28 protein-coding genes are annotated in these 23,417 nt (G+C 65.8%); 14 read left to right on the top strand and 14 right to left on the bottom strand.

All coding sequences use genetic code 11. The annotated features are described in order from the left end of the window. Positions 1–107 precede the first annotated feature (107 nt). Positions 108–1,694 carry an inorganic phosphate transporter gene (locus tag BJI69_RS19100; protein WP_046968028.1) on the top strand — a complete coding sequence of 529 codons (1,587 nt, stop codon included), beginning with the start codon at positions 108–110 and terminating at the stop codon, positions 1,692–1,694. 52 nt (positions 1,695–1,746) lie between these two features. Here the strand turns inward: BJI69_RS19100 and BJI69_RS19095 are convergent, their stop codons facing one another. Together BJI69_RS19095 and BJI69_RS19090 are read right to left on the bottom strand one after the other, a co-directional pair. After that, complete coding sequence (locus BJI69_RS19095; RefSeq protein ID WP_046968027.1) at positions 1,747–2,661, bottom strand: bestrophin family protein; 915 nt, start codon at positions 2,659–2,661, stop codon at positions 1,747–1,749. 14 nt (positions 2,662–2,675) lie between these two features. Continuing rightward, complete coding sequence (locus BJI69_RS19090; protein ID WP_046968026.1) at positions 2,676–3,032, bottom strand: hypothetical protein; 357 nt, start codon at positions 3,030–3,032, stop codon at positions 2,676–2,678. Positions 3,033–3,169: 137 nt separating this feature from the next. On the opposite strand from BJI69_RS19090, the gene BJI69_RS19085 reads away from it, so the two are divergent. Both BJI69_RS19085 and BJI69_RS19080 read left to right on the top strand, forming a co-directional pair. Continuing rightward, on the top strand, positions 3,170–3,997 hold the full coding sequence (locus BJI69_RS19085) for an AraC family transcriptional regulator (RefSeq protein WP_046968025.1): 828 nt from the start codon (positions 3,170–3,172) through the stop codon (positions 3,995–3,997). A gap of 34 nt (positions 3,998–4,031) precedes the next feature. Next, positions 4,032–5,105 (top strand): alpha/beta hydrolase family protein, encoded by a 1,074-nt coding sequence (locus BJI69_RS19080; protein WP_046968024.1) that lies wholly within the window; start codon positions 4,032–4,034, stop codon positions 5,103–5,105. Between the two features lie 147 nt (positions 5,106–5,252). On the opposite strand, the gene BJI69_RS19075 is transcribed toward BJI69_RS19080, so the two are convergent. The 4 genes from BJI69_RS19075 to BJI69_RS19060 all read right to left on the bottom strand — a co-directional run bounded on the left by BJI69_RS19075 (position 5,253) and on the right by BJI69_RS19060 (position 8,711). Next, a complete protein-coding gene (locus tag BJI69_RS19075; protein WP_046968023.1) occupies positions 5,253–5,774 on the bottom strand; it encodes a hypothetical protein in 522 nt (173 codons plus the stop codon). 15 nt (positions 5,775–5,789) lie between these two features. Further along, complete coding sequence (locus BJI69_RS19070) at positions 5,790–6,161, bottom strand: BON domain-containing protein (RefSeq protein ID WP_052767224.1); 372 nt, start codon at positions 6,159–6,161, stop codon at positions 5,790–5,792. 74 nt (positions 6,162–6,235) lie between these two features. Continuing rightward, on the bottom strand, positions 6,236–6,967 hold the full coding sequence (locus BJI69_RS19065; protein ID WP_046968022.1) for a 2OG-Fe dioxygenase family protein: 732 nt from the start codon (positions 6,965–6,967) through the stop codon (positions 6,236–6,238). A gap of 52 nt (positions 6,968–7,019) precedes the next feature. Continuing rightward, on the bottom strand, positions 7,020–8,711 hold the full coding sequence (locus tag BJI69_RS19060; RefSeq protein ID WP_244465277.1) for a L,D-transpeptidase family protein: 1,692 nt from the start codon (positions 8,709–8,711) through the stop codon (positions 7,020–7,022). Positions 8,712–8,887: 176 nt separating this feature from the next. On the opposite strand from BJI69_RS19060, the gene BJI69_RS19055 reads away from it, so the two are divergent. Beyond that, on the top strand, positions 8,888–9,610 hold the full coding sequence (locus BJI69_RS19055) for a murein L,D-transpeptidase catalytic domain family protein (RefSeq protein ID WP_046968020.1): 723 nt from the start codon (positions 8,888–8,890) through the stop codon (positions 9,608–9,610). Between the two features lie 52 nt (positions 9,611–9,662). Then, positions 9,663–9,998, top strand: coding sequence for a hypothetical protein (locus tag BJI69_RS19050; protein ID WP_052767223.1), 336 nt, complete (start codon positions 9,663–9,665; stop codon positions 9,996–9,998). 17 nt (positions 9,999–10,015) lie between these two features. On the opposite strand, the gene BJI69_RS19045 is transcribed toward BJI69_RS19050, so the two are convergent. Genes BJI69_RS19045 through BJI69_RS19035 form a run of 3 tightly spaced genes read right to left on the bottom strand, consistent with a single transcriptional unit; the run spans position 10,016 to position 11,589 of the window. Continuing rightward, positions 10,016–10,708: an SOS response-associated peptidase gene (locus tag BJI69_RS19045; RefSeq protein ID WP_046968019.1), complete on the bottom strand. Its 693-nt coding sequence runs from the start codon at positions 10,706–10,708 to the stop codon at positions 10,016–10,018. Between the two features lie 48 nt (positions 10,709–10,756). Continuing rightward, positions 10,757–11,146 (bottom strand): DNA-binding transcriptional response regulator, encoded by a 390-nt coding sequence (locus BJI69_RS19040; RefSeq protein WP_052767222.1) that lies wholly within the window; start codon positions 11,144–11,146, stop codon positions 10,757–10,759. 38 nt (positions 11,147–11,184) lie between these two features. Next, positions 11,185–11,589: a hypothetical protein gene (locus tag BJI69_RS19035; RefSeq protein ID WP_046968018.1), complete on the bottom strand. Its 405-nt coding sequence runs from the start codon at positions 11,587–11,589 to the stop codon at positions 11,185–11,187. Positions 11,590–11,741: 152 nt separating this feature from the next. Here BJI69_RS19035 and BJI69_RS19030 point away from each other — a divergent pair, with 152 nt between their 5' ends. From BJI69_RS19030 to BJI69_RS19010, 6 genes are all read left to right on the top strand, one after another. Beyond that, positions 11,742–12,146, top strand: a complete 405-nt coding sequence (locus tag BJI69_RS19030; RefSeq protein WP_046968017.1) for a hypothetical protein — start codon at positions 11,742–11,744, stop codon at positions 12,144–12,146. Between the two features lie 67 nt (positions 12,147–12,213). Beyond that, a complete protein-coding gene (locus tag BJI69_RS22390; protein ID WP_125903118.1) occupies positions 12,214–12,453 on the top strand; it encodes a hypothetical protein in 240 nt (79 codons plus the stop codon). 102 nt (positions 12,454–12,555) lie between these two features. Continuing rightward, complete coding sequence (locus BJI69_RS19025) at positions 12,556–12,780, top strand: hypothetical protein (protein ID WP_046968016.1); 225 nt, start codon at positions 12,556–12,558, stop codon at positions 12,778–12,780. 75 nt (positions 12,781–12,855) lie between these two features. After that, positions 12,856–15,303, top strand: a complete 2,448-nt coding sequence (locus BJI69_RS19020; RefSeq protein ID WP_046968015.1) for a DEAD/DEAH box helicase — start codon at positions 12,856–12,858, stop codon at positions 15,301–15,303. Between the two features lie 149 nt (positions 15,304–15,452). After that, entirely contained in the window at positions 15,453–16,292 is an 840-nt protein-coding gene (locus BJI69_RS19015) for a ribonuclease H-like domain-containing protein (RefSeq protein WP_046968014.1), read from the top strand. Between the two features lie 159 nt (positions 16,293–16,451). Continuing rightward, on the top strand, positions 16,452–16,673 hold the full coding sequence (locus tag BJI69_RS19010; protein WP_046968013.1) for a hypothetical protein: 222 nt from the start codon (positions 16,452–16,454) through the stop codon (positions 16,671–16,673). Positions 16,674–16,688: 15 nt separating this feature from the next. On the opposite strand, the gene BJI69_RS19005 is transcribed toward BJI69_RS19010, so the two are convergent. After that, positions 16,689–17,273, bottom strand: coding sequence for an FMN-dependent NADH-azoreductase (locus BJI69_RS19005; protein ID WP_046968012.1), 585 nt, complete (start codon positions 17,271–17,273; stop codon positions 16,689–16,691). A gap of 122 nt (positions 17,274–17,395) precedes the next feature. Here BJI69_RS19005 and BJI69_RS19000 point away from each other — a divergent pair, with 122 nt between their 5' ends. The 3 genes from BJI69_RS19000 to BJI69_RS18990 are packed head-to-tail and all read left to right on the top strand — an operon-like array spanning position 17,396 to position 20,370. Continuing rightward, entirely contained in the window at positions 17,396–18,424 is a 1,029-nt protein-coding gene (locus tag BJI69_RS19000; protein ID WP_078023342.1) for a LysR substrate-binding domain-containing protein, read from the top strand. Positions 18,425–18,433: 9 nt separating this feature from the next. Continuing rightward, a complete protein-coding gene (locus tag BJI69_RS18995; protein ID WP_046968011.1) occupies positions 18,434–19,579 on the top strand; it encodes a pyridoxal phosphate-dependent aminotransferase in 1,146 nt (381 codons plus the stop codon). Beyond that, positions 19,567–20,370: an amidohydrolase gene (locus BJI69_RS18990; RefSeq protein WP_046968010.1), complete on the top strand. Its 804-nt coding sequence runs from the start codon at positions 19,567–19,569 to the stop codon at positions 20,368–20,370. The genes BJI69_RS18995 and BJI69_RS18990 overlap by 13 nt, the downstream gene beginning before the upstream one ends. 127 nt (positions 20,371–20,497) lie before the next feature. Here the strand turns inward: BJI69_RS18990 and BJI69_RS18985 are convergent, their stop codons facing one another. From BJI69_RS18985 to BJI69_RS18970, 4 genes are all read right to left on the bottom strand, one after another. Further along, entirely contained in the window at positions 20,498–21,571 is a 1,074-nt protein-coding gene (locus BJI69_RS18985) for a C13 family peptidase (RefSeq protein WP_078023529.1), read from the bottom strand. After that, entirely contained in the window at positions 21,555–22,238 is a 684-nt protein-coding gene (gene mtnC, locus BJI69_RS18980; RefSeq protein WP_046968009.1) for an acireductone synthase, read from the bottom strand. Before mtnC ends, BJI69_RS18985 begins: the two co-directional genes overlap by 17 nt. Positions 22,239–22,309: 71 nt before the next feature. Further along, on the bottom strand, positions 22,310–22,834 hold the full coding sequence (locus tag BJI69_RS18975; protein ID WP_052767220.1) for a nuclear transport factor 2 family protein: 525 nt from the start codon (positions 22,832–22,834) through the stop codon (positions 22,310–22,312). Then, positions 22,831–23,370, bottom strand: a complete 540-nt coding sequence (locus BJI69_RS18970) for a DUF4865 family protein (RefSeq protein WP_046968008.1) — start codon at positions 23,368–23,370, stop codon at positions 22,831–22,833. Before BJI69_RS18970 ends, BJI69_RS18975 begins: the two co-directional genes overlap by 4 nt. Between the last annotated feature and the right edge of the window lie 47 nt (positions 23,371–23,417).

Genomic DNA, 23,417 nt, shown 5'->3' with positions numbered 1-23,417 from the left:
ACCAGGGTGACCAGGACATGATCTCCATTCAGGTTGATTTTCACCCACTGACATAAGACGGTCACACCCCCTTGTTACCTCTGGTCTGTCTTAACCGGAGGCGCACCATGAACAGTACGGTTTTGAGCGAGCCGACCGCCGGCTCACCGCTTACCCGCTACCTGAGCCTGGGGGTGTTCGCTGCCGTCATGCTCGTCGCGGCGATCTACGTCGGTTCGCAGCTGAGTCACGACCTCCACGTCGCGCCCACCAGTCCGACCTTCGAATATTTCCTGCTCGGCATCGCGTTGCTGATCGCCCTGGGGTTCGAGTTCGTCAACGGATTCCACGACACCGCCAACGCGGTGGCGACGGTGATCTACACGCGCTCGCTGCCGGCCACCTTCGCCGTCGTGTGGTCAGGCGGCTGGAACTTCGTTGGCGTGATGATTTCCAGCGGCGCAGTGGCGTACGCGGTGCTGCAATTGCTGCCCATCGCCCTGGTGCTCAACGTGGGTTCGTCCGTTGGCTTCGCCATGGTGTTCGCTCTGCTACTGGCGGCGATCATCTGGAACCTCGGCACCTGGTACCTCGGTCTTCCTTCATCGAGTTCGCACACGCTGATCGGCTCGATCATCGGCGTGGGCTTGATGAACCAGATGTTGAACGCCGGCAACGCCAATGCGGCGGTGGACTGGAGCCAGGCCCTCAGCGTCGGCAAGTCGTTGCTGTTCTCACCGCTGATCGGCTTTGGCCTCGCGTTCGCCTTGTTGATGGTCTTGAAGCGCTTCGTCAAGGCACCGGAACTCTACGCGGAGCCGCATGGCGACCAACCGCCGCCTTTCTGGATCCGCAGCCTGCTCATCCTCACCTGCACCGGTGTGTCGTTTGCGCACGGTTCGAACGATGGGCAGAAGGGCATGGGCCTGATCATGCTGATCCTGATCGGTACGGTGCCGAGCGCGTATGCGCTGAACAAGGCCGTGACGCCGGGCGAAACGCAGACCTTCGTTTCCGTCGCTCATCACGCCAGCGAAACGCTGACGAAATACGCGACCGGCGCCCCGGCCGTGGCCTCGCCGCGCGATGAGATCGAGCACTACATCCAGACCAAGCAGGCCACGCCGGCGACGTTCTCCGCCCTGGTCGCGCTGACCGATCGCATCGGCGACCAGGTGGCCCAGCGCGCGTCGCTCGCCGACGTGCCGCAGGGCGAGATCAACAACGTCCGCAACAGCATGTACCTGAGTTCCGAAGCCCTGCGCCTGATGGCCAAGAGCAAGCAGCCGCAGTTCGCACCGGAAGACCAGGCCGTGCTCGACAACTATCACGGCTTGCTCGACAAATCGACGAAGTTCATCCCGACCTGGGTGAAGGTCGCCGTGGCGATCGCCTTGGGTCTGGGCACCATGGTTGGCTGGCGTCGTATCGTACGTACCGTCGGTGAGCGTATCGGCAAGCAGCATCTGACCTACGCCCAGGGCGCTTCGGCGGAAGTCGTGGCCATGATCACCATCGGCGCGGCGGACCGATTCGGCCTGCCCGTGAGTACCACGCACGTGCTGTCGTCGGGCGTGGCGGGTGCAATGGTGGCGAATGGCTCCGGGCTGCAATGGAGCACGGTGCGCAGCATGCTGATGGCGTGGGTGCTGACGCTGCCGGTGTCGATCGCACTGGCGGCCGGGTTGTTCTGGATGCTGCTGAAGGTGTTTTAGCGGTCGCTTGGTAGGAGCCGATTCATCGGCGATCCCGCGGCAGCGGGCCGGGTTATCGCGGAGCCATCGCCGCTGAATCGGCTCCTACAGGAGCGGTGTCCAGCAGGGCTAGCAGGTCGGTTTTCACCGTGGTGCAGTAGGCATCCAGCGGCAGGTCGTTCGGCAGGATGTCGAAGGGGTCTTCGATCTGGTCGCCCAGGGCATCGAGGCCGAAGAAGGTGTAGGCGAGCACGCCGACGAGTAGCGGCGTAAACCAGCCGACCAGGGCGACCAGGCAGAACGGCAGCAGGAAGCAGTAGATGTGCACCGTCCGGTGCAACAGCAGCAGGTAGGCGTAGGGCAGGGGCGTGCCCTGGATCCTCTCGCAGCCACCGAGCACGTGGGACAAGGTCCCCAGCTCCTTGTCGATGGCGGCCAGCAGGATGGGGCTGGCACCTTCGGCGCGTGCGGCCGCGGCGTAGGCCACGCCGATGTGCGCGAGCAGGGCGCTCGGCCGGTTGGGTGCGGCCATGACGGCGGCCAGCGTCTGGGGCGGCAGCCAGGGCGCAAGGTCAGCCGAGGGATCCTTGGCCCGCAGATAGTGCCGCATGGCATACGTGTAGGCGATCAGCGACTGCACGAGCTCGCGCCGGGAATCGGGGCTGGCATCGGGAAGGTAGGACAGGGTCTGCCGGGCGATGTTCCGCGACGCGATGATCAGCTCGCCCCACAGCGTGCGGGCTTCCCACCAGCGCTGGTAGGCCACCGTGTTGCGGAAGCCAAGGAAGATCGCCAGCGTCAGACCCATCAGGGTGAGCGGCGCGGCGTTCAGGCCGACCTTCAGGGTGTACAGATGAAAATCCGCCCAGACCACGACGACCGACAACAGGATCGTGTACAGCACGCGCCGCCAGATCACCGGGATGATCGACCCGTTGAGGGTGAACAGGATGGAGCGGACGGTCGGGGTGCGCGAGTGGACGGTCATGGAGCGGCGACTTCTTACTCGGCGTCCGGTGTGGGCTTGGCCCGGCGCTTGCGCGGCTTGGGCTCGGCGCTGGCGATCAGGGACTGCAGGTAGGCGATGCCCTCTTCAGGCGGGAACCAGGCCACGACATCGGCGACGCTGAGGCCGTAGCTCACGCGCAAGGCATTGAACGCCGCGCGGGCTTCGGCCAGCGGATCGACCTTGGGCGGGCGGCCGCGGCGTGGCTTCTCGACGGGCTTGGCCGGGACGACCTCGACGGGCTTGGCGACGGGTGCAGGCGGCGCCGGCGGCTTGCTCGCGGCATTCTGTCGGTCGAGCGCGGCGAGTTCGTCCTGGAACTGCTTGAAGTCATATTTACCGGACGAATTCATGGCACTGCTTCGGTCGAAAGTGAGGCCATTGTCGCACGCTGGCCGCAATGATTCGTGTCACAAAGCCCCGCAATCGCAATCAAGTGCGGTATCCGACACGGCGTTAGGATTGCGCCTACTTCGACAGGGACCGCCTCATGGCTGCCGCGCAAAAAGCCCTCTGGTACATCGAAAGCCACTTCGGCGCCGGCCTGGCGTTGGGCGATGTGGCCGCCGCGGCCGGCGTCTCGCCCTTCCACCTGACGCGCGTTTTCCAGGCGGCGACCGGCTGGCCGGTGGTGCGTTACCTGCGTGCGCGACGCCTTTCCGAAGCCGGTCGCGATCTGGCCGCAGGCGCCGGTGACATTCTCGGCGTGGCCCTCTCGGCCGGGTACGGTTCGCATGAGGCCTTCACGCGAGCCTTTCGCGAGCAGTTCGGCGTCACGCCGGAAGAGGTCCGCAAGCGGGGGTCGCTGGAGGGCTTGCCGGTGGTCGACGCCATGCGGGTGATGCAGGAACCGATGCCCGAGGCGCAGGTGCCGAGAGTGGAAGAGGCGGGTCCGCTCCTGATCGCCGGCCTGGGCGCCCGCTACCTCGCATCGAACAGCGCCGGCATTCCCGCGCAGTGGCAGCGTTACGAACAGGACCGCCCGGTCGGGCCCAAAGAGAGCTATGCCTACGGCGTCTGCTTCAACTACGACGACGAAGGCAACTTCGACTACCTCTGCGGCCATGAGGTGCCGAACTTCTCGACGCCGCCCTCGGACTACACACGCCTGCGCCTCGCCCGCCGCCCTTACGCCGTGGTCCGGCACACCGGGCACATCGGCTCGATCCCGCTGACCTGGCGCGCCTTCCTCGAGACCTGGTTGCCCGCTTCGGGACTTGTGGCAGCCGACGCGCCGGATTTCGAACGCTACGATGCCGACTTCGACCCCCGGACTGGCATGGGTGGCGTCGAGATCTGGGTACCACTGGCGCCCTGAGCATCCCATCCGTCACCAAGAGAGGGGAAACACCATGTCGATCCTTACCCGCGCCTGCCTGGCGCTGGCACTCACCTCGGCCCTCGGTGTCGCCTCGGCGACCACCGTGGGCGAGATGCACCGCAGCACGACGACACCGACCGCTGCCATGCGCGACGCCTCGCACTCCAACTCGCTCGCCATCACGGTCTGGTACCCGGCCGTCGAGGGGGCGAAGGAAGAACCGCTGGACATGGGCTCGCCGGGCCATCCGCTGTTTATCGCCGGTCACGCCGCACAGGACGCGGCCTTCGCGCCGGGACGTCATCCGGTGGTGCTGCTATCGCATGGCTTCGGTGGCACGGCGCGCATGATGAGCTGGTTCGGCACGGAACTGGCGCGTGCGGGTTATGTCGTCGTCAGCGTGAATCATCCGGGCAACAACGGCATGGGGCCGATGACGGCGGCCGGTGCGGCGATGTGGTGGGAGCGAGCTGAAGACCTCAAGGCAGCGTTCGCCGCCGTTAGGAAGGACGGGGTCATCGCGGCCCACATCGATCCCACGCGGCTGGGCGTGGCTGGGTTCTCGGCCGGTGGATTCACGGCCTTTCTGTTGGCGGGTGCACGCGCCGACATTCCGCATCTGAAAGCGTTCTGCGACAGCCATCCCGACGATGGTGTGTGCAAGCCGCAAAAGGAAGCGCCCGACATCAGCGGGCCCGCGTTGTTTCACAAGGCCTACGACGATCCGGCAATCAAGGCGCAGATCGCGCACGCGGCCGACGATCATTCGATCCCGGCGGTGAAGGCCGTCTTTACCCTGGCGCCTGCGCTCGTACAGGCCATCGCACCGGACAGCTTCGTGCGGATCCATGTGCCCACGGCGATCGTTGTCGGCGACAACGACAAGGTCGCGGAGCCGGTGACGAATGCCGATATCGCGGTAAAGGCCATTGCCGGCGCGACGATCACTCGGCTGCCTGGCGTGGGGCATTACGATTTTCTGAGTACGTGTACGGGTGCCGCAAAGGCGACCGTGCCGATCTGTGCGGACGTGACGGTGTCACAGGCACAGACGCATGCGGAGGCCTTGGCGAAGGCAAAGGCCTTGTTCGGCGCAACGCTGTAGCTACGTCGGAGGGTCTTGTGGGAGCCGATTCATCGGCGATCCCGCGGCAGCGGGCAAGGGTGTCGCTAGCACCCAATCGCCGATGAATCGGCTCCCACAGGATGAATCGACTCCCACAGGATCAATCGGCTCCCACAGGTGGCACGATCAGGACGGGACGCTGGCTTCCGAGCCGCTGGAGATGTCGTCGGCGTTGTTGCGCTTGAAGACATCCTTGGCGACATCGCGCTGGTGGCTGCTTTCGGTATGTACCGAGATCAGGATGCTGCCTTCACGGACCTTCGCGTCGTAACGCTTGGCTTCGAACTCGGGGATGCCCATGCCGACGAGCGCACCGATGATGCCGCCCGTTGCCGTGCCGACCGCGGCGCCACCGAGGGCGGCCATGATCGGGCCTGCCGCGATGAACGGGCCGACGCCGGGAATGGCCAGTGCGCCGATACCGGCGAGCCAGCCCAGGCCCGCACCCACGCCGAGGCCGAGCACGCCGCCGGTGGTCGCGCCTTCGGGAGCCTTCGTGTGATGTTCGTGGGCGAAGTCACGCGTGCCGCGACGGTCCGGGAGCAGCGCCGAGATATCGTCGCTGGTGAAGCCGGCCTGCTTGAGTTCGAGGACGATGTGTTCGGCCTGCTCGACCGTACGGGTGGTGCAGTAGACGGATGCTTTCATGACGGGCCTCGCGGGTCAGTGTTTGGTATCGAGCTGGTTCTGGACGGTCGCTACGCCGGGCACGCCTTTGACGATCGATTCCACGCGTGCTTTTTCGGCGTCGTCTTTCACCGGACCACGCAGGATCACGGTACCGTCCGAAGCGATGAACTTGATGTTGTGCGCGCTCATTGAAAGCGAGCTGTCGCCGACGATGGCCTTGCGCACGGCGGCGGCGACCTTGATGTCTTCCGCATCGTTGGGCTGGTCGAAGGGCGTCGTCTGCCCACCATGCTGGTCGCGCTGGTTGATCTTGGTGTTGTCGACCTTGGGTGCGGCGTCCTGGGCGAACGCGGTCGTGGCCGCGATGGAGGCGACGAGGAACAGGGCGGTGGTGCGTGTGGTCACGGGGAGGCTCCGTGGCTGCGGTGCGCGCAGTACGCCTCAGGTGCCGTGAAACGCCGGTGCAGCCGGCGCGACGATCAGGTCGCGCGGAAGGTCACGACCAGCACATCCCGGTGGGAGGCCTTGTTCTCATCCAGCGGCGTGACCGGCGTGACGCCGTGGAATACGCGGGGATCGTGGATGAGGGCAGCGTCGAACGCGTGAGCGAGGGTGAACTCGCCCAGGGAACGCCCGTCCGGCGCGTGGATGGTCGTCGTGCCGCTGGCGATGTTTTCGCGATCGATCAGGAGCACCAGTACGTAGTCGACGCCATCACGGTGACTGCCTTCGGGCGTCGGTTCGCCGGCAGCGCCGGCCGTAGCTTCGATACGGAACTGGTGGACTTCGACATGCCACTGGGCAACATCCGGCGAAAGGCCACCGAAGAAGTCCCGGCAGAAGTCGAGAATCGCCAGCAGGGTCGTGCTCTGCGCGATTTCGGGCAGGACCGGTGCGAACCAGCGCTCGATGTCGCCTTGCAGTGTGTTGTACGACAGCGTCTGGAAGTGCGCCTGGTGCGGCCGGGCCTCCACATGGCCGAACCGCGACGCGGCAAAAACCGCATGGCGGCGACGCCGAAAACGTCCCGTCGCAGCCAGGTAGGTGTCCGGCTCCAGCGCGTTCCAGCTGGAGGCGAAGGCCTCCCAGTCGGACAGGGGTGCGAGGTGCTCGACCAGCCGGCGCATGTCGCCGCCGTGCACGAAGGCGAAGCCCTCGTCCCGCACCTGGTCGTGGAGGGTGGCTTCGTTCGCTTCGAGGGGCACGTTCATCCGCGCAGTATACGGCCCCCACGACCTGTCGACCTGCGGCAATCGGCCTCGCTCAGGGCGTATGCAGCGGCTGTGGCTTGTCCAGGGCGGCAAGCAAGGCGCCGTCACGCTGGTAGACATCGGGCTTGTAGGCCAGCTTCCCGTCGTCGCCGATATCCACGGTCCAGTACGCCAGGAGCACCGGCACCGAGGTGGGCAGCGTCACGTTCTGCGTCTTCTTCGTGGCGATGCGTTCGTCGATGGCCTGGCGGTTCCATTTCTCGTCGTCGTTGAAGAGCAACTGCACCAGCTCCAGCGGATGCTCCACGCGAATGCATCCCGAGCTGGTGTCGCGCTTGGCCTTGGAGAAGAGATCCTGGTGGGGCGTGTCGTGCAGGTAGACCGAGAACGAGTTGGGAAAGCGGATCACGACCTGGCCCAGCGAATTACCCGGTCCGGCGTCCTGGCGCAAGGTGATGCCACGCGGGTTGGACCAGTTCACGCCCGATGGGGAAATCGTGTTGCCGTTGCTGTCGAGTACGCGGATGCGGTTATTGGCGAGGTAGGCGCTGTTGGCGCGGACCTTGGGCAGGATGTCGTTCTTGAGGATCGTCGGCGGGACCGTCCAGGTCGGATTGAAGGTGATGTAGGTGATCTGCGAGCGGAAGATCGGCGTGCTGCGATAAGGCTTGCCCACCTGCACCCGCGACTTCCACACCGGTTTGCCGTCGCGATAGAAGCTGATCTTGTAACCGGCGACATCGACGACCACGAAGGTCCCCTCCAGGGCATGCAGTAACCAGCGCGCCCGCTCCAGGTTCACGCGAACCTGGCCGATGCGCGTTTCGATCGGCACGTTGAGCGCGGTGAGTGTGTCGGCACCCACGCTTCCGTCGGCATCGAGATACTGGTCGGCCTGGAATCGCCTCACGGCGTCGGTCAGCGGCGAGTCGTAGTGATCGCCGTGAGCGAGGGTCGGGTCGAGATAGCCGCCGGCGACCAGCCGTGCCCTCAGGGCGCCCACGCGTGGATCCTTCATGCCTGGTTTCAGCGACGGGCCGTCGGGAACGGTGGGCCAGCCGCCTTGCGCGGCGCTCGCCCGCAGTTGCGCGAGCGCGTCGCGCAACTGGGCGTAGAGCGGGTTCTGCGGTCGGGCCATGGCGAATGCCTGGTCGACGCTCCCCTCGTCGATCGACGTCTGCAGCATGGACATGCCTTGCTGCGGATCGAGCGCGGTGGGGTCGAAGTTCCATGTCGGGTCGAGACGCACGGGATCGACCTTGCCGCGGGCGAGCTGGACGAGAGCGGTGATGTAAGCGCCCGTCGCCGACACGTCGAAGTCGGCGCGCTGTTGCGGCGAGGCCGTTGCCCAGTCCGGGGCCTCGGTGGTGGCCTTGAGGGCAGGAAGGTCGTAGTCGGCAGGGAGCAGCCCGTCGGCATCCACGGACGCCAGCCCGGCCAGCAGTTGCTGCACGTTGGCCGGGTTCGCCCACGCCGCCGTGAAGTGACGCTGGGCATAGAAGTCGCTGACCGCCTTGCCCAGCGCGGCATCGGGCCGGCTCAGAGGACCGCCTTGCAGCGGCGTCATCTGCAGGACCCGGCCGTAGATGGCCGTGGCCACGAGATCGTCGGCCGGCGGCGGGGAGGGCGCCGCCACCGTGGCCGCGGTCGCCGGAACCTGGGCGACGATGGGCGGTGGTGACGCGGCGGAGGCGGCCGTGGGCGGCGCCTGGGCCGCTGCGGTGAGGGGCAGGAGGGCAGCCATCAATAAGAAAAGCCCACCGCACACGCGTTTTTCCATAGTCATTATCAATCGATTCCAGATTCGTTGGCGGTGCTGCACGCTTTCACCTATATCAAGGGCAGAGATGTGACGGTGTTGTGGTCAATAAATGATCAGCGCGTTAGGATGCCCCGTCGCAACACCACCCGGCTTACCGCATGATTCGATCGCTCCGTACGCTTCTGGCGTCCGCGCCGCTGCTCAGCGCCGCTCTTTTCTTCCCCGCCCAGGCCCACGCTGCCGACACGCTCGGTGATGCACTGGCCAGGCTGGCTCCCTCCGCCGACCCCAAGGTCATTGGACTCGCCGTCCAGGCCTCCGAGTGTGCGCAGACACAGGGCGGTACGCCGTCGGACCGTCTGGCGGTGATCGATTATTCGAAGCCGTCGTCGGAGCCGCGCCTGTGGGTGTTCGATACGGTGAAGCGAAAGCTGTTGTTCCAGGAGCTGGTCGCGCACGGCAAGAACAGCGGCGACGCGAACGCCACGCGATTCTCCAACGCGCCGGAAAGCCTCGCATCCAGCATCGGCCTGTTCCGCACGTCGGATACCTACATGGGCAAGAACGGGTATTCGCTGAGGCTGACCGGGCTCGAGCCCGGTGTGAACGACCAGGCGCTCGCTCGCGCCATCGTGATCCACGGCGCCGCTTACGTGAACGAAGCGATGGCGAAGGTCGCCGGTCGTATCGGTCGCAGCTGGGGTTGCCCGGCCGTGCGCACGGCGATTGCGCACCAGCTGATCGATGCGCTGAAGGGCGGCCAGATGGTGTTCTCGTACTATCCGGACAAGCGCTGGCTCGCCTCGTCCGGCTACCTGAAGTGCACCAACGGGCAGTTGGCACATGTCGAGGCCAATACGATCGCTCGTGCCGGTGGCTGATGGCAGCCGCCCGAACCCGCTAGAATCCCGTGACCTAACCGTGGAATCCAGCATGAAACACGTTCTTGCGATCGCCGCCGCCGTCCTCCTCGCTGGTTGCGCCACCAGCGGCATGAAGGACACCTTGCCGAAGCTCAGCAGCAAATCGAGCAAGACCGTGCCGGCCTACGTGCAGTGCGTGGTGCCCAAGTGGCAGGCCCTGAGCCCCGACGCCAAGGGTGATGCCAAGGACGACAAGGGCACGGTCACCGCCAGCAAGGATGGTGCTCATGAGCGCCTCGAAGTCCGCGCCAACGGCTCGGGCGCGCAGGTCGTGATGTACGAGCTGCAGAAGGTCAAGGGCGATTACAACAGCAGCTACCGCGACGAAGCGATCTCCTGCCTCTGATCGCCGGGCGCTCCGCCTCAGTCAGTTAACTCGATGGGCTCGACCAGTTCGGGCCCATCGTTTTTTGGCGAACTCACCGCCTTCGTGACCGGGTAGAAGACGAGATCGGGCTCGTTCGCCGCGTCGAGCACGGCCACGGCCTTGTCGGGATCGGCGAACAGCCAGTCTTCCCAGGCATCGGGTGCGAGGATGACCGGTTGCCGGTCATGGATGTCGCCGCCCACCTTGCCGGGCTCGCCGGTGATGATCGTATACGTGCGCAGCGGCTTGTCTTCCGTATCGCGCCAGCTTTCCCACAACCCTGCGAAGACCATGAGGCTGCCGTCGGGCGGCCGCACGAAGTACGGCTGCTTGTGCCCTTTCTCGCCCTGCCATTCGTAGTAGCCGGACGCGGGAACCAGGCAGCGACGCCGACGCATCGCGGCGCGAAAGGCGGGTTTCGCGGCAATGCCCTCGCGTCGGGCGTTGATCAGCTTCGCGCCGATGCCGGCGTCCTTCGCCCAGGAAGGTATCAGGCCCCAACGATGCACTCCCACGTGCAACGCGGCATCTTCCTGCGTCACCACGAGGGCGCGTTGCGTCGGCGCGATATTGAAGTGATCGTCGCGCTGGTTGATCTCGCTGATGAGGTCCAGCTCGAGGCGTTCGAGCACCTCGCGGGCTTCGCGAGACACACTGACCGGGCCGTAGGTGGCGTAGCGTCCGCACATGATGGCGAGACTATGGCGGCGATCATGCCGACGGCGTGTACGCGCCCGTCAGGAGACCGGTCGCGACTGACGCGCCCGCTCGACCGCATCGAGCAACTGTTCGCGATCGAAGGGTTTGACCAGGAAGACGGCGGAGCGCGGCGCCGGCTCGAGGTCTTCCGGCAGACGGCTGGAAACGATCACGATGGCCGTGTCCGGGCGATCGCGAAGCGCGGCGTTGAGCAGTTCCCGGCCGCGCCGTTCGCCGGGAATGTCGGCATGCACCACCATCAGGACGAGTTCGTCCATCTCCTGGAAGGCCTTCCGGGCGTCGCGGTAGGTCACCGTCGCGCGGGTCTGGTAGCCGGCGTCTTCGAGCACCATGGCCACCGTCTCGGCAACCATGCTCGCCCGGTCGAAGACCAGGGCGGACGGTGCGGCTGACGGCTTGGGGTTCATGGGAGGGAGTCTATCCCTCCCGGGCTTTCTTGGGGATGTCAGCCCGTGGGTTCCTGCGGCGGCCAGTCGGCGTTGATCGTCTTGACCCGGGTCATCAGCTCGCGGACCTCCTGGTTCCGGTCCGCGATACGTTGCTCTTCGGCGGCCCGCTGCGCGGCAAAGTCCTGGTTGGTGCCCTGGACGGCCTCGTGGACGAGCCGGCAGGTCTCCTCGACATTGCTGGCGCGGGTGTGGAAGCCGAGCCGGTCGGCCAGGATTTCCATTTTCAGGCCCGGGTGGGTCTGCTCGAGCCCGCGGGCGCGGACGATGAAGAACTGCTGCCAGTCACGCTCGGGGGCGCCGCTGAGCACCGCCTCGACGCGAGGAATGTCCGGCCGGTCGAATTGCTCGGTGTCGTCGATCGCCTCGAACGATTCGATGTCGATCCAGTCGCGACTGGCCATGGGCGCTTCCTTGGGTAGGGTTGAAGAGGTGGGCGCGGGATTGTTCGCGCGCGGATGTCTACGCGACGTGGGGATGCCGCACACCCGGTGGTTTCACAGATCGTGCACGGTCGGAAACCAATGCTCTTCACATTCCCTGCGGAGCCACTCTCATGCGTTATCTCGCCCTTGCCGGTGTCGTGCTTCTCGCCGGCTGCGCTACCCAGAATCAGCGCCACGTCGGCATTCACGACGTGCTTTCGAGCACCACCTTCTCCAACCAGGATGCGGCCGATGGCGATGCCACGCTCAACGTGGTGCGCGAGCAGGGTCTCTGGGGCGCGGGTTGCTCCAGTGCCATCTATCTCGACGACAAGATGGTCGCGGATATGGAAATTGGGCAACAGCTGGTGCTCCACGTCCCGTCCGGCACGCGCAAGCTGAGTGTCTACACGCATGGCGCATGCAACGGTGAACGACTCGATGCCGACGCCACCGTGGGCCAGGGCGAGACGAAAACCTTCTCCATCCCCGCCAGCGGCGACGGTCTGGCAACGCAGGCACCACCCAAAGCGTGATGCGACTTGTCATCCTGGTCGCGAGGGCGTAAGAATCGAGGCACACCGCCCAGGTTGGAGCTGCATCGTGCATCGTCGAACCGTTGGCCAGTATTCGGTGGAAGTACGCACGCTGCGGGTAACCTCGGGCATGTGGAAGGCTGCCTATATCGTCGAGCCCGCCTTGCATGCGGGCCCGCGCGATTTCGTCATGATCACGCTACTCGAGGAATTCGAGGACGAACGCGTGGCAGTCGACGCCGCCATGGAGCGCGGCATGAGTCACGCCGACTGGCTCGACGTGGCACGTCGCACCTATACCGGTTGACGTGACCACGCCGCCGACCTCGTCGTAACGCCTCCGCGACGACCTGCCACCTAGCTTCGCCTGCATGAGGGCCGCCGGTCTTCTCCCGGCGGAGTGTCATCCTTGCAGCGCACGATCCTCTACGTTCCCTTCAATGCGTCGGCACACGGTCAATGGACCCTTCGCCGGAATGCCGAGCTGGTCGGTCAGTTCGCGACCCGGGACGAGGCCGTACGCCACGCGCTCGCGCTTACCGCATCGATCCAGAACCTGCCCGGCCAGGAAGCAGCGATCAAGGTGGAAGACGAGGCCGGCGTCTGGCGCGTGGCCGATAGCGCGACGCTCTAGGCCTTTCCGGCAGGCGTCGCAGGATGTGAGACCGCCAGGCGCGATAACGGGCGCCCCTGTCTCCCGGATGCCGCCATGGCTGCCTACCTCAAAGCGCGCCTCACCGATGAGGCGGACTCCGCACTGGCGGTCAGCCATGACGGCAGCACGCTGGCGCGTCGACTCAGCGTCAAGTACAGCGATCGTGTCGCGACGGCGTTTACCGTCTTCGGCCGGGAAGGACAGTTCGTCCCGCTCCCCGACGACCTGCCTGCCGGCCTGTCCAGGGCGCTGACCGCACACGGCATCGAGCGCCTCTACAGCCATCAACAGGAAGCCTGGGACGCTGCCCGCTCGGACCGCAACGTGCTCGTCTCGACACCGACGGCCTCGGGTAAAACCCTCTGCTACACCTTGCCGGTGATCGCTTCGGTGTTGGAAACCGGGGCCAAGGCCCTGTATCTGTTCCCGACCAAGGCGCTGGCGCAGGATCAGGTCGCCGAGCTGCTCGAGCTCAACCGGGCCGGCGACCTCGGGGTGAAAGCCTTCACCTTCGACGGCGATACGCCGGGCGATGCACGCCAGGCCATCCGGCTGCACGGCGACGTGGTGGTCAGCAATCCCGACATGCTTCATCAGGCGATCCTTCCCCATCACACGAAGTGGGCGCAGTTCTTCGAGAACCTGCGTTACGTGGTGATCGACGAGATCCATACCTATCGCGGGGTGTTCGGTTCGCACCTGGCCAATGTGCTGCGAAGGCTGAGGCGGATCTGCGCGTTCTATGGCGTGCGTCCTCAGTTCATCCTTTGCTCGGCCACCATCGGCAATGCCACCGAGCATGCGCAGGCGCTGATCGAGGACGAGGTCGTCACCATCACGCACAGTGGCGCTCCCAGTGGCGACAAGCACATCCTGCTGTGGAATCCGCCGGTGATCAATCCGGATCTCGGACTGCGCGCGTCGGCACGCTCGCAGACCAACCTGATCGCACGCGTGGCGATCAAGGCGAAGATGAAAACGCTGGTCTTCGCGCAGTCTCGACTGATGGTCGAAGTCCTGACCAAGTACCTCAAGGATGTTTTCGATCACGATACGCGGCTGCCGCCCCGCATCCGTGCGTACCGTGGTGGTTATCTGCCCACCGAGCGGCGCGAGGTGGAACGCGCCATGCGCGCCGGCGCCGTCGACGGCATCGTCTCCACCTCAGCGCTCGAACTCGGTGTCGACATCGGCAGCCTCGACGCCGTGGTCCTCAATGGCTACCCGGGATCGATCGCCGCCACCTGGCAGCGTTTCGGCCGGGCAGGGCGACGCCAGCAGCCCTCGCTCGGCGTGCTCGTCGCCACCAGTGCACCGCTCGACCAGTACCTGATGCGCCACCCGGCCTTCCTCACCGAGGCGACGCCGGAGCAGGCCCGCATCCAGCCCGACCAGCCCCTGATCCTGCTCGACCACATCCGTTGCGCGGCGTTCGAATTGCCCTTCATCGCCGGCGATGCCTTCGGTCCTGACGACGCCGGCCCCTATCTGCAGGTCCTCGCCGAGGCCGAAGTGCTGCACCAGGAAGGCGACCGTTGGGAGTGGATCGCCGACAGCTACCCGGCCAACGCCGTGAGCCTGCGTTCCGTGGCCGATGGCAATTTCGTCGTCGTCGATCGCACCGAAGGACGGCAGACGATCATCGCCGAAGTGGATTATTCGGCCGCGGCGCTGACGCTCTACGAAGGAGCGATCCACATGATCCAGTCGGTGCCTTACCAGGTCGAGAAACTCGACTGGGAAGGCCGCAAGGCGTATTGCACGCGCACCCGTGTCGACTACTACACGGACGCGATCGACTACACGAAGCTCAAGGAGCTGGAGTGCTTCGACGGCAGCACTTCGGGTGAGGGCAGTGCGCGCCACGGCGAGGTGCACGTCGTGCGACGTGTGTCCGGCTACAAGAAGATCCGTTATTACACGCACGAGAACATCGGCTACGGACCGGTCAGCCTGCCTGATCAGGAGCTGCATTCCACCGCGGTGTGGTGGCAATTGCCGCAGAGCGTGCTCGACGAGGCCTTCCGCTCGCGTCAGCACGCGCTCGATGGCTTCCTCGGTGCGGCGTACGCGTTGCACACCGCGGCGGTCGTGGCCGTGATGGCCGAGCCGCGCGATCTGCAGAAGGCGGTGGGCTCGGGCGACGGCGGCTGGTCGGCGCAAGTGGATGCCACGGGGCGAGGGCAGATTCGTGCACCGGATGGCGGCCTGGCGCTGCCGGATGCGCTCGATCGCTTCCTGCCGACGGTTTATCTCTACGACAACTTCCCCGGTGGCGTCGGTCTTAGCGAGCCCCTGTTCCTGCGCGCCGCCGAACTGCTCACCCACGCGCTCGCCACGGTTGAAAACTGCGACTGCAAGGCCGGCTGCCCTGCCTGCGTCGGCCCCGTGCTCGCCGCCGACGAGCATCGCGAGGTCACGCCCCGCGCACTCGCTGCCCGCGTCCTCCGCCTGCTCGGAGCCGGCGCACCCGGTGCCAGCGCCATCGGCGCCAGCGCATGACTGACCTTGCCTCGCGCCTGGCCGCCCTCCGCCGCCAGGCCGGCGGAAAACCCGCTGTCGTAGGAGCCGATTCGTCGGCGAAACGGGCTGCCTTTGTGGGAGCCGATTCATCGGCGATTCCTGCGGAGCGAGGCCAGCCCGTTTCGCCGATGAATCGGCTCCCACAAAAAGCAGCGAGCGGCAGCGACGACCAGACCCCCAAAAAACTGGCTGTCGACCTCGCTGTACTCCGTCGCATGGCCGGCGTGCGCGAACGTCTCGGTCAACCGCGCCTGCCGCCGCGTACCTTCAGCCGTGACGTTCCGGGCGAAGAGATCGCGCCCGGCCTGCGCTACCTCGAACAACGTTACGCCTGGCCCGACGCCCCGGCGGAACTCGATCTCAGCTTCGCGCGCCTGACCAGCGCCCGTCGCGAACATCTGCTGCATTTCGATACTGAAACGACCGGCCTGGCCGGCGGGACCGGCACGCGCGCCTTCATGATCGGCGCCGCGGATTGGCACGACGGTGGCCTCCGCGTGCGTCAGGTCTACATCACCACCATGGCAGCGGAAAGCGCGATGCTGCGAACGTTCGCAGAGTGGCTCGACGCAGACACCGTCCTCGTCAGCTACAACGGAAAATCCTACGACGCACCGCTACTGGCGACGCGCTATCGACTCGCACGCATGAACAACCCGCTCGCCGGGTTGATGCACGTCGACCTGTTGCACCCCATGCGTCGGCGCTACCGCCAGGTGTGGGAGAACTGCAAGATGCAGACGGCGGAGCGTAACCTTCTTCGCATCGTGCGAGAGGACGACCTGCCGGGCTCGGAAGCACCGCGTGCATGGCTGACGTATCTTCGCGGTGGTTCGTCGGGCGATCTCGTGCGCGTCGCCGCGCACAACCTGCAAGACGTCCGCAGCCTCAGCGGCCTGCTGGTCGAGGCCCACGGCTGGGCCGCGCTCGATACGCCGCCTGCTTCGCCGCGCTGTAACGAAAAATAGACGCCGATCCGCGCACGCTCGCCTGAGTTCCTTCACGCGTGAGGAGACGAGGCATGAGCGAGGCGACCAAACCCTGTGACCACGACGGGTGCAATTGCCAGATCCCGGTGTCGCGTGATTTCTGCAGCGAGAGCTGCCGCATGGCGGCCGAAAGCCAGAATGTGGGAAGCGCCTGCGAGTGTGGCCACGCGGCCTGCCAGCAACGGCAATGACGATACGCAGGAGAGCAAGATGACCGACGACAAGAAAGACCAGCCGACATCCGGTTACCGCGAAGACAATCTCAAGCCCTCGCAGGGCAAACCGAAGGTTCCCGGGGAAGGACACCCGAAGGAATCGCAGAACGACCCCGATCAGAAGCCCGGTAAGCAAGGGTCCTGATCAGGGTCGAGGCGCTCACGCTGCCTTGCGGATAACGCTGCCGATCGAAGCGATCGCACCACCGACGGCCTGGGCCTTGTGGTCGTCGCTCATGGCCACGCCCTCGGCGCGGACGAATTCGATGTCGGTGACACCAAGGAAGCCGAAGATCGCACGCAGGTAGGGCTCCTGGAAGTCCATGCCAGCGGCTGGAGCTCCCTGGCTGTAGACGCCACCACGCGACGACGCAATGATCACGCGCTTGCCGCCTGCCAGACCTTCCGGGCCGTTCGCGGTGTACTGGAAGGTCTTGCCGGCGACCGTGATGCGGTCGATCCAGGCCTTCAGCGAACTGGTGATGCTGAAGTTGTACATCGGCGAGCCGATGACGACCACGTCGGCGGCAAGAAACTCCTCGAGTACGGCGGCGTTTTCGGCGGCAACCGGATCGTTCTCGCCGGCCGGCAGGCCCCAGTGGCCGAGCGGGGCGGCATGGAGGTCACGGTAGGTGACGTCGACGCCCGGATGGTTCTGGACGAACTCCGCCACGATCGCCGCCGTCAGGCCGCGGGAAACGGAGTAGGCGCCGAGCGCGCTGGCATCGAGATGCAGGAGTTTCATGGGTGTTCCTCAGTCGTAGACCGCAGGTTGCGGCACGGAGGGAACGATACGCTGGCGACAATCGCCTGATTAGCCCGCCTGGAGTAGACTCATTGTTTCGAATCAGAAACGACGGATGCCTGATGGACGGCGCGCTGCAGGACCTTAACGATCTCTACTTCTTCGCCTCCGTGGTCGAACACGGCGGGTTCTCGGCGGCGGGCCGCGCCCTGGGTATCCCCAAGTCCCGCCTCAGCAAGCGTATCGCCCAGCTCGAGGATCGCCTCGGGGTCCGGCTGCTGCAGCGGACGACGCGCCGTTTCGTCGTCACTGAGATCGGCGAACGCTTCTACGCGCACTGCCGCGCCGTGCTGGAAGAGGCGCGCGCCGCGCAGGACGCCGTGGACGAGTTGCGCACCGAGCCCCGTGGCATCGTCCGGGTGAGTTGCCCGGTCTCGCTTGCCCAGAACGTCCTTGGTCCGATGTTGCCGGCCTTCCTGCTCGAGCATCCCAAGGTGCAGGTGCGTGTCACCGCGACCAATCGCCGTGTCGACGTCATCGGCGAGGCCTTCGACGTGGCGATCCGCGTGCGCGAGAAGCTCGATACGGACGCCACCCTGGTTCTGCGCAGCATCGGCTTTGCGCGCAACCTGCTGGTCGCCAGCCCGAAATTCCTCGATAGCAACGGACGCCCGAAGACGCTGGACGAACTGGCGGCGCTGCCCGCCCTGTCCATGTACGAGCACGAAGGCGCCCAGGTCTGGGAGCTGGTCGATTCCAACGGCAAGAAGGCGGCGGTCGAGGTCAAGCCGCGCCTGGTCAGTGGCGATTTCACGGTGCTGATCGCCGCTGCCGTGCAATGTTGCGGTGTCGCGCTGTTGCCCGAGGATTATTGCGGCCCGTTGATCTCCAGCGGTCAGCTGGAGTGGGTCCTGCCCGAATACACCACGGCCCAGGGCACCCTCCACTTCGTCTATCCGAGCCGCCGGGGCTTGCTGCCGGCCATCCGCAGCTTCGTCGACTTCCTTGCCGATCGCCTGCCCAAGGCGCAGGCCGAGTTTCACAAGGACTGCGACAAGGTCGCTGCCGACCCCAGCAAGGCAGCAGCGATCACCATGGCCCGCATGTTAGGATCGAGCCCTTCGGCCACGTTTGGCCGTCCAAACGAGTAAGGATGTTCGATGCAGCTCGAAACCAAGCTTCCCAAGGTCGGCACGACCATCTTCAGCGTCATGAGCCAGCTTGCGCTGGAACACAAGGCGGTCAACCTGGGCCAGGGTTTTCCTGATTTCGAGCCGCCGGCGCCGTTGCGCGAAGCGATCACGCGAGCCATGGCCGAGGGCAAGAACCAGTACGCCCCGGGCATCGGCATCCCCAAGCTGCGCGAACAGATCGCCGCGAAAACCGAGCGCCTGTACGGCCATCGGGTGAGTCCGGACACCGAGGTCACGGTCACCTCCGGTGCGACCGAAGCCTTGTTCTCCGCCATCGCCGCCGTGGTGAGGGCAGGGGAGGAAGTCATCGTTTTCGACCCTTGCTACGACAGCTACGAGCCCGCGATCGAACTGCAGGGCGCGACCGCGGTGCATATTCCGCTGACGCTGCCCACCTTTGCGATCGACTGGCAGCGCGTACGCGACGCCGTGACGCCGAAGACGCGCATGATCCTGATCAATTCGCCGCACAACCCGTCCGGTGCCGTGCTGTCGCGTGCGGATCTGGATGAGCTCGCCGCCATCGTGCGCGACACCAGCATCGTGGTGCTGTCCGACGAGGTCTACGAGCACATCGTGTTCGACGGCGCGGAGCACCAGAGCGTGCTGCGTCATGAGGAACTGGCCACGCGCAGCATCGTGGTTTCGTCGTTCGGCAAGACCTATCACTGCACCGGCTGGAAGGTCGGTTACGCCATCGCGCCCAAGGCGCTCACGGCCGAGTTCCGCAAGGTGCACCAGTACCTGACCTTCTGCACGTTCAATCCCGCGCAGTGGGCGTTCGCCGAATTCCTCGAGTCGACGCCGGAGCATTACCTTGAATTGCCCGCGTTCTACCAGGCCAAGCGTGACCGCTTCCGTAAGCTGATCGCGCCGTCGCGGTTGAAGCTGCTCGACGTTCCGGGCGGCTATTTCCAGCTCGTCGACTACAGCGCGATCCGCGATCTGGACGATATCAACTTCAGCGAGTGGCTCGTCCGCGAAGGCGGCGTCGCCGCGATTCCGCTGAGCCCGTTCTACGAAAGCGCGCCGGACACGCGGCTGGTCCGGCTGTGCTTCGCCAAGAACGACGCCACCATGGAAGCCGCCGCGGAGCTGCTGTGCAAACTCTGACCGTTTCCCTCATCCAGGGCGCGACGCGCTGGCACGACGCTGCCGGCAATCGCGATTACTACGGCAAGCTGGTGCGTCGTGCTGCGCCCAGCGATCTCATCGTGCTGCCGGAAACCTTCCTCTCGGGCTTCACCAACGATACGTTGGCAAATGCCGAAACGATGGACGGCATCAGCGTGGCCTGGATGCGCGAGCTGGCCACCGAAGTGAACACCACGCTCACCGGCAGCCTCGTCATTCGCGAAGGCGACACGGTATTCAATCGGTTGCTGTGGGCCTCGCCGGACGGTTCGCTGGCGTATTACGACAAGCGCCACCTGTTCCGCATGGCCGGCGAGCACACCCGCTACGGCGGCGGCACCGAGCGGCTCATCGTCGAGCTGAAGGGTTGGCGCATCCTGCCGCAGGTCTGCTACGACCTGCGCTTCCCGGTATGGCTGCGCAATGGCCGCCGCGAGGAAGCCGCTGGCGGCATGGATTACGACCTGGCCCTGTTCGTGGCCAACTGGCCGGCGCCGCGCCGTCATCCGTGGCGCACCTTGCTGCGTGCGCGTGCGATCGAGAACCTCGCCTATGTCATCGGGGTTAACCGTGTCGGCGTGGACGGCAACGACCTGCCGTATGCGGGCGACAGCGCGGTGATCGATCCGGTGGGCGAGGCGCTGGTGGAACTGGGTACGCAGGAGCAGGTCGTCACGGTCGTGCTGGATCCCGCGCCGCTGAAGGTCCACCGCGACCGCTTCCCGGCATGGATGGACGCCGATCGCTTCGCGCTAGACACCTCCGCCTGATCCTTGCTCTTGTGGGAGCCGATTCATCGGCGATTGTGGGAGCCGATTCATCGGCGATCCCGCGGCAGCGGGCCAGGGTGCTGCTAGCACCCAATCGCCGATAAATCGGCTCCCACAAAGGCCGGTATTACTTGGCGGGCTCGAAAGGCACCGCAGGGCCGGCTTTCACGCTGTTGCGCCACGCGGCCAGCTTGGCCTCGATCCCGTTGCCGATGGCGATCTGCGGTTCGGAGGCCTGCAGCGAATCCTTGGTCTCCCACGCCGCGATCTCAGCCTTCGCCTTGCCGAAAGCCTCGACGAAATCCGGCGTCGCATTCAGTCCATCGACGAGCCACGCGCGACCGAAATAGGTGATGTCGGAATCCACACCGCAGCCGAACGATGTCCGGTCCGCGCGGGCCGAGGTCATGACCAGGCTGCCCGGTCCACTGAGCTTCGGGATGAAACCGCCGGAATAGCAGGCGTTCACCACAACTACCTTCCAGCGGAATGCGTGCCTCGAAAGGATTTGAGCCAGGCCTTCCGGATCGAGCTGGTCGAGCGGGATCGGGTCCATGTCCACCAGCAACGTGTGGTCGCTGCCGCCGTGCGTAGCGACGTAGACCACGAGGATGTCCTCGCGCGGATCCATGACCTTGGCCAGGCCGTCGATGGCGCCTTCGAGATTGGTCCAGCTGGCGAGCGGCCGCGTCGTCAACGTCGCCGGATTGTTCTCCAGCACCAGCGTATGGCCCGGACTGGCGAACCGCTTGCTGACCAGGCTGTCGACGTATTCCGCCTCGTTGCGAAAGACGTCTTCCGAGCCGTCGCCGCCGAAGGCCAGCGCGTATACGTTGGTCTTGCCGGGCGTGCGCGCTGCCAGGGCGCCTACCGCCTTGCGCAAGGCCTCGGGCTGGGCCGTGAAGACCTGCTCCGGCGTGGGTGCATCGTTCGGCCAGTTGCCCGAGTCGAGCTCGGCCGACTCGTCGTCGCTCGCCGTGCTCGTGGCGACGGCAGGATCGGCAGCGGCAGCGCTCTTAGTCGGAGCGATGCTGCCGGCAGGCGCCGGCGTCTGGGCCGTTGTCGTCCCGGCAACCTCGTGGCTCGCTGTCGCCGGCCAGGAGCCCGAACGCAGCACACCGACGGTAAGCAGCGCGCCGGCAATGAACGCGGCAAACACATAGATCGGCGTCCGCCGACCCGAATCAGGGTGTGATGGCATCGAAGTCCGCCACGGCAGGATGGCCGGCATCGGTCAGCGCCTGCGGCGGTCGCACCAGCTGGATAGTCCGCATGCCGGCCTCACGTGCGGCGTCCAGTTCCTCCTTGATGTCGGAGAGGAACAGCACCTGGCCAGGTGGCAGGCCGATGGCGTCGGCGATCTTCCGGTACGAATCCGTTTCGCGCTTGTGCCCGGTCTGGGTGTCGAAGTAGTCGGTGAAGAGCGGCGTGAGGTCGCCCACTTCGGTGAAGCCGAACAACAGTTTCTGCGCGGCGATCGAGCCCGAGGAATACACGTAGAGCGCAAGGCCCTGGTCGTGCCAGGCGCGCAGGCGCGCAGGCACCTCGGGATACATGTGGGAGGTGAAGACGCCGGACTCGTAGCCTTCGCGCCAGATCAGACCCTGCAAGGCCTTCAATGCGGTGGATTTGCGGTCTTCGTCGATCCAGCGGATCAGCAGGTCGATAATCTCGCCACGCGGGGCCTCGACGATGCCAGCCTCCTTGGCCGCCTCGTGAAGCCAGTGCTGCACTTCGGCTTCGTCGGTATGCGTCTCGACGTAAGCAGGCAGATGCTTGCGGGCGTACGGGAACAGCACGTCCTTGACGAAGTCGATCGAGCTGGTGGTGCCCTCGATGTCGGTGAGGACGGCGCGGATATCGGACATGAGGGACGGCCTGGGGAGCGGGGAGACTCCGCAGGATAAACGACGGCGCCGGCAGACGAAACGGCCGCGCGTCAGCGCAGCGAGCGCACGGTGAAGAACTCGCTGGCGATCTTCCAGCCGCCGGCTGTCTTCACCAGTTGCAGGGTCTTCCAACCGGTGCTGCCGCCGTCACCGCTACGGGTGACGAAGTCCAGCGACGCCTGCGCCAGCGGACCGTCCTGCGCGATGCGCACATGGTGGAAGCTCTGCTGGAAACGCTGCCCGCTACGGAACACCGCGTCGCGGAAACCCGCATACCGACTAAGGTTCGCCGTGGTCATCGCCTTCACGGAGCGACCCGGCGGGATCGCGGAGAAGGGAATGTCGTCGTCCAGCAGAAGCGCCCGGAAGCCCGCTTCGTCGCCTGCCGTCACGCATTGGGTGTAGCGGTCGAGCACGGCGGCGATCGCCGCCAGGTCCGCTGCCGTCGAGGCGTGCTGGCCGAGGCCGCCCGGCCGCGCCGTCGCCTCGACCGGCGCGGCGGTGGCCGACAGGCCGAAGGTGAGGCCGGCGCCAAGGGCAACACTAAGGGTGACGCCGAGAGCAAGGCGCTTCACCGACGCGTCGCCAGGTAGGGGACGTGCCAGGTATCGACGCCCGCCGCCGGTTCGGGGAGCGCGTGCCACAGCAGCACCCGCGTGACCCGCCAGCCTTGCGGGTCGATGGCGACGATCGATGAGTGGAGTCCGGCGCGCGGATACGCGGCGGTCAACGCCAGCTCGCGTAGTGAACGGGTGCTCGCGCCGGGAGCGATGGGCGTCGTCTCCTGGGTCGCATAGGCCGGCGGCCGGCTCGTGTCGAGCTGGCGAGAGCGCAGCAGGGTCCATGTGACGACCTCGGGCCTCCCGAACGCATCGCATACCGCGGCGAAGGCATCGGAGAGCAGGAACTCGCGCATGCCGGTGGCCGAGCGCCAGAGATAGAACGGCGCGTAGCGGTTCGGCTCACCGAGCGCGGCGTCCGACACGAGAAAGGCCTTCTGCTCCAGGCCAGCCAGTCCATCGAATCCCGGTCCTTTCTCGACGACGCGCTGGTGGATGGTGGCCATGTCCATCGACCCAGGGAAGTCGAAACGGTACTGCATCGCGATCATTGGCCGGTCCGCCAGAAGGATTGGGGCCAGCTTAGATCAGCCTAAAT

The organism is Luteibacter rhizovicinus DSM 16549, assembly GCF_001887595.1.
Lineage (GTDB): Bacteria > Pseudomonadota > Gammaproteobacteria > Xanthomonadales > Rhodanobacteraceae > Luteibacter > Luteibacter rhizovicinus.
The sequence above is the reverse complement of the archived record's forward strand: the minus strand, read 5'-3'. Positions and strand labels throughout refer to the sequence as shown.

Bases quoted from the DNA above. Each gene is read 5' to 3' on its own strand.
- BJI69_RS19035 (WP_046968018.1), bottom strand. From the start codon at position 11,589: ATGGCCAGTCGCGACTGGATCGACATCGAATCGTTCGAGGCGATCGAC.
- mtnC (WP_046968009.1), bottom strand. From the start codon at position 22,238: ATGTCCGATATCCGCGCCGTCCTCACCGACATCGAGGGCACCACCAGC.
- BJI69_RS19090 (WP_046968026.1), bottom strand. From the start codon at position 3,032: ATGAATTCGTCCGGTAAATATGACTTCAAGCAGTTCCAGGACGAACTC.
- BJI69_RS19055 (WP_046968020.1), top strand. From the start codon at position 8,888: ATGATTCGATCGCTCCGTACGCTTCTGGCGTCCGCGCCGCTGCTCAGC.
- BJI69_RS19010 (WP_046968013.1), top strand. From the start codon at position 16,452: ATGTGGGAAGCGCCTGCGAGTGTGGCCACGCGGCCTGCCAGCAACGGC.
- BJI69_RS19075 (WP_046968023.1), bottom strand. From the start codon at position 5,774: ATGAAAGCATCCGTCTACTGCACCACCCGTACGGTCGAGCAGGCCGAA.
- BJI69_RS19030 (WP_046968017.1), top strand. From the start codon at position 11,742: ATGCGTTATCTCGCCCTTGCCGGTGTCGTGCTTCTCGCCGGCTGCGCT.
- BJI69_RS19100 (WP_046968028.1), top strand. From the start codon at position 108: ATGAACAGTACGGTTTTGAGCGAGCCGACCGCCGGCTCACCGCTTACC.
- BJI69_RS19005 (WP_046968012.1), bottom strand. From the start codon at position 17,273: ATGAAACTCCTGCATCTCGATGCCAGCGCGCTCGGCGCCTACTCCGTT.
- BJI69_RS18995 (WP_046968011.1), top strand. From the start codon at position 18,434: ATGCAGCTCGAAACCAAGCTTCCCAAGGTCGGCACGACCATCTTCAGC.
- BJI69_RS18985 (WP_078023529.1), bottom strand. From the start codon at position 21,571: ATGCCATCACACCCTGATTCGGGTCGGCGGACGCCGATCTATGTGTTT.
- BJI69_RS19045 (WP_046968019.1), bottom strand. From the start codon at position 10,708: ATGTGCGGACGCTACGCCACCTACGGCCCGGTCAGTGTGTCTCGCGAA.
- BJI69_RS19050 (WP_052767223.1), top strand. From the start codon at position 9,663: ATGAAACACGTTCTTGCGATCGCCGCCGCCGTCCTCCTCGCTGGTTGC.
- BJI69_RS19085 (WP_046968025.1), top strand. From the start codon at position 3,170: ATGGCTGCCGCGCAAAAAGCCCTCTGGTACATCGAAAGCCACTTCGGC.
- BJI69_RS18970 (WP_046968008.1), bottom strand. From the start codon at position 23,370: ATGATCGCGATGCAGTACCGTTTCGACTTCCCTGGGTCGATGGACATG.
- BJI69_RS19080 (WP_046968024.1), top strand. From the start codon at position 4,032: ATGTCGATCCTTACCCGCGCCTGCCTGGCGCTGGCACTCACCTCGGCC.
- BJI69_RS19095 (WP_046968027.1), bottom strand. From the start codon at position 2,661: ATGACCGTCCACTCGCGCACCCCGACCGTCCGCTCCATCCTGTTCACC.
- BJI69_RS19060 (WP_244465277.1), bottom strand. From the start codon at position 8,711: ATGGCTGCCCTCCTGCCCCTCACCGCAGCGGCCCAGGCGCCGCCCACG.
- BJI69_RS19015 (WP_046968014.1), top strand. From the start codon at position 15,453: ATGAATCGGCTCCCACAAAAAGCAGCGAGCGGCAGCGACGACCAGACC.
- BJI69_RS19040 (WP_052767222.1), bottom strand. From the start codon at position 11,146: ATGAACCCCAAGCCGTCAGCCGCACCGTCCGCCCTGGTCTTCGACCGG.
- BJI69_RS19000 (WP_078023342.1), top strand. From the start codon at position 17,396: ATGGACGGCGCGCTGCAGGACCTTAACGATCTCTACTTCTTCGCCTCC.
- BJI69_RS19020 (WP_046968015.1), top strand. From the start codon at position 12,856: ATGGCTGCCTACCTCAAAGCGCGCCTCACCGATGAGGCGGACTCCGCA.
- BJI69_RS19065 (WP_046968022.1), bottom strand. From the start codon at position 6,967: ATGAACGTGCCCCTCGAAGCGAACGAAGCCACCCTCCACGACCAGGTG.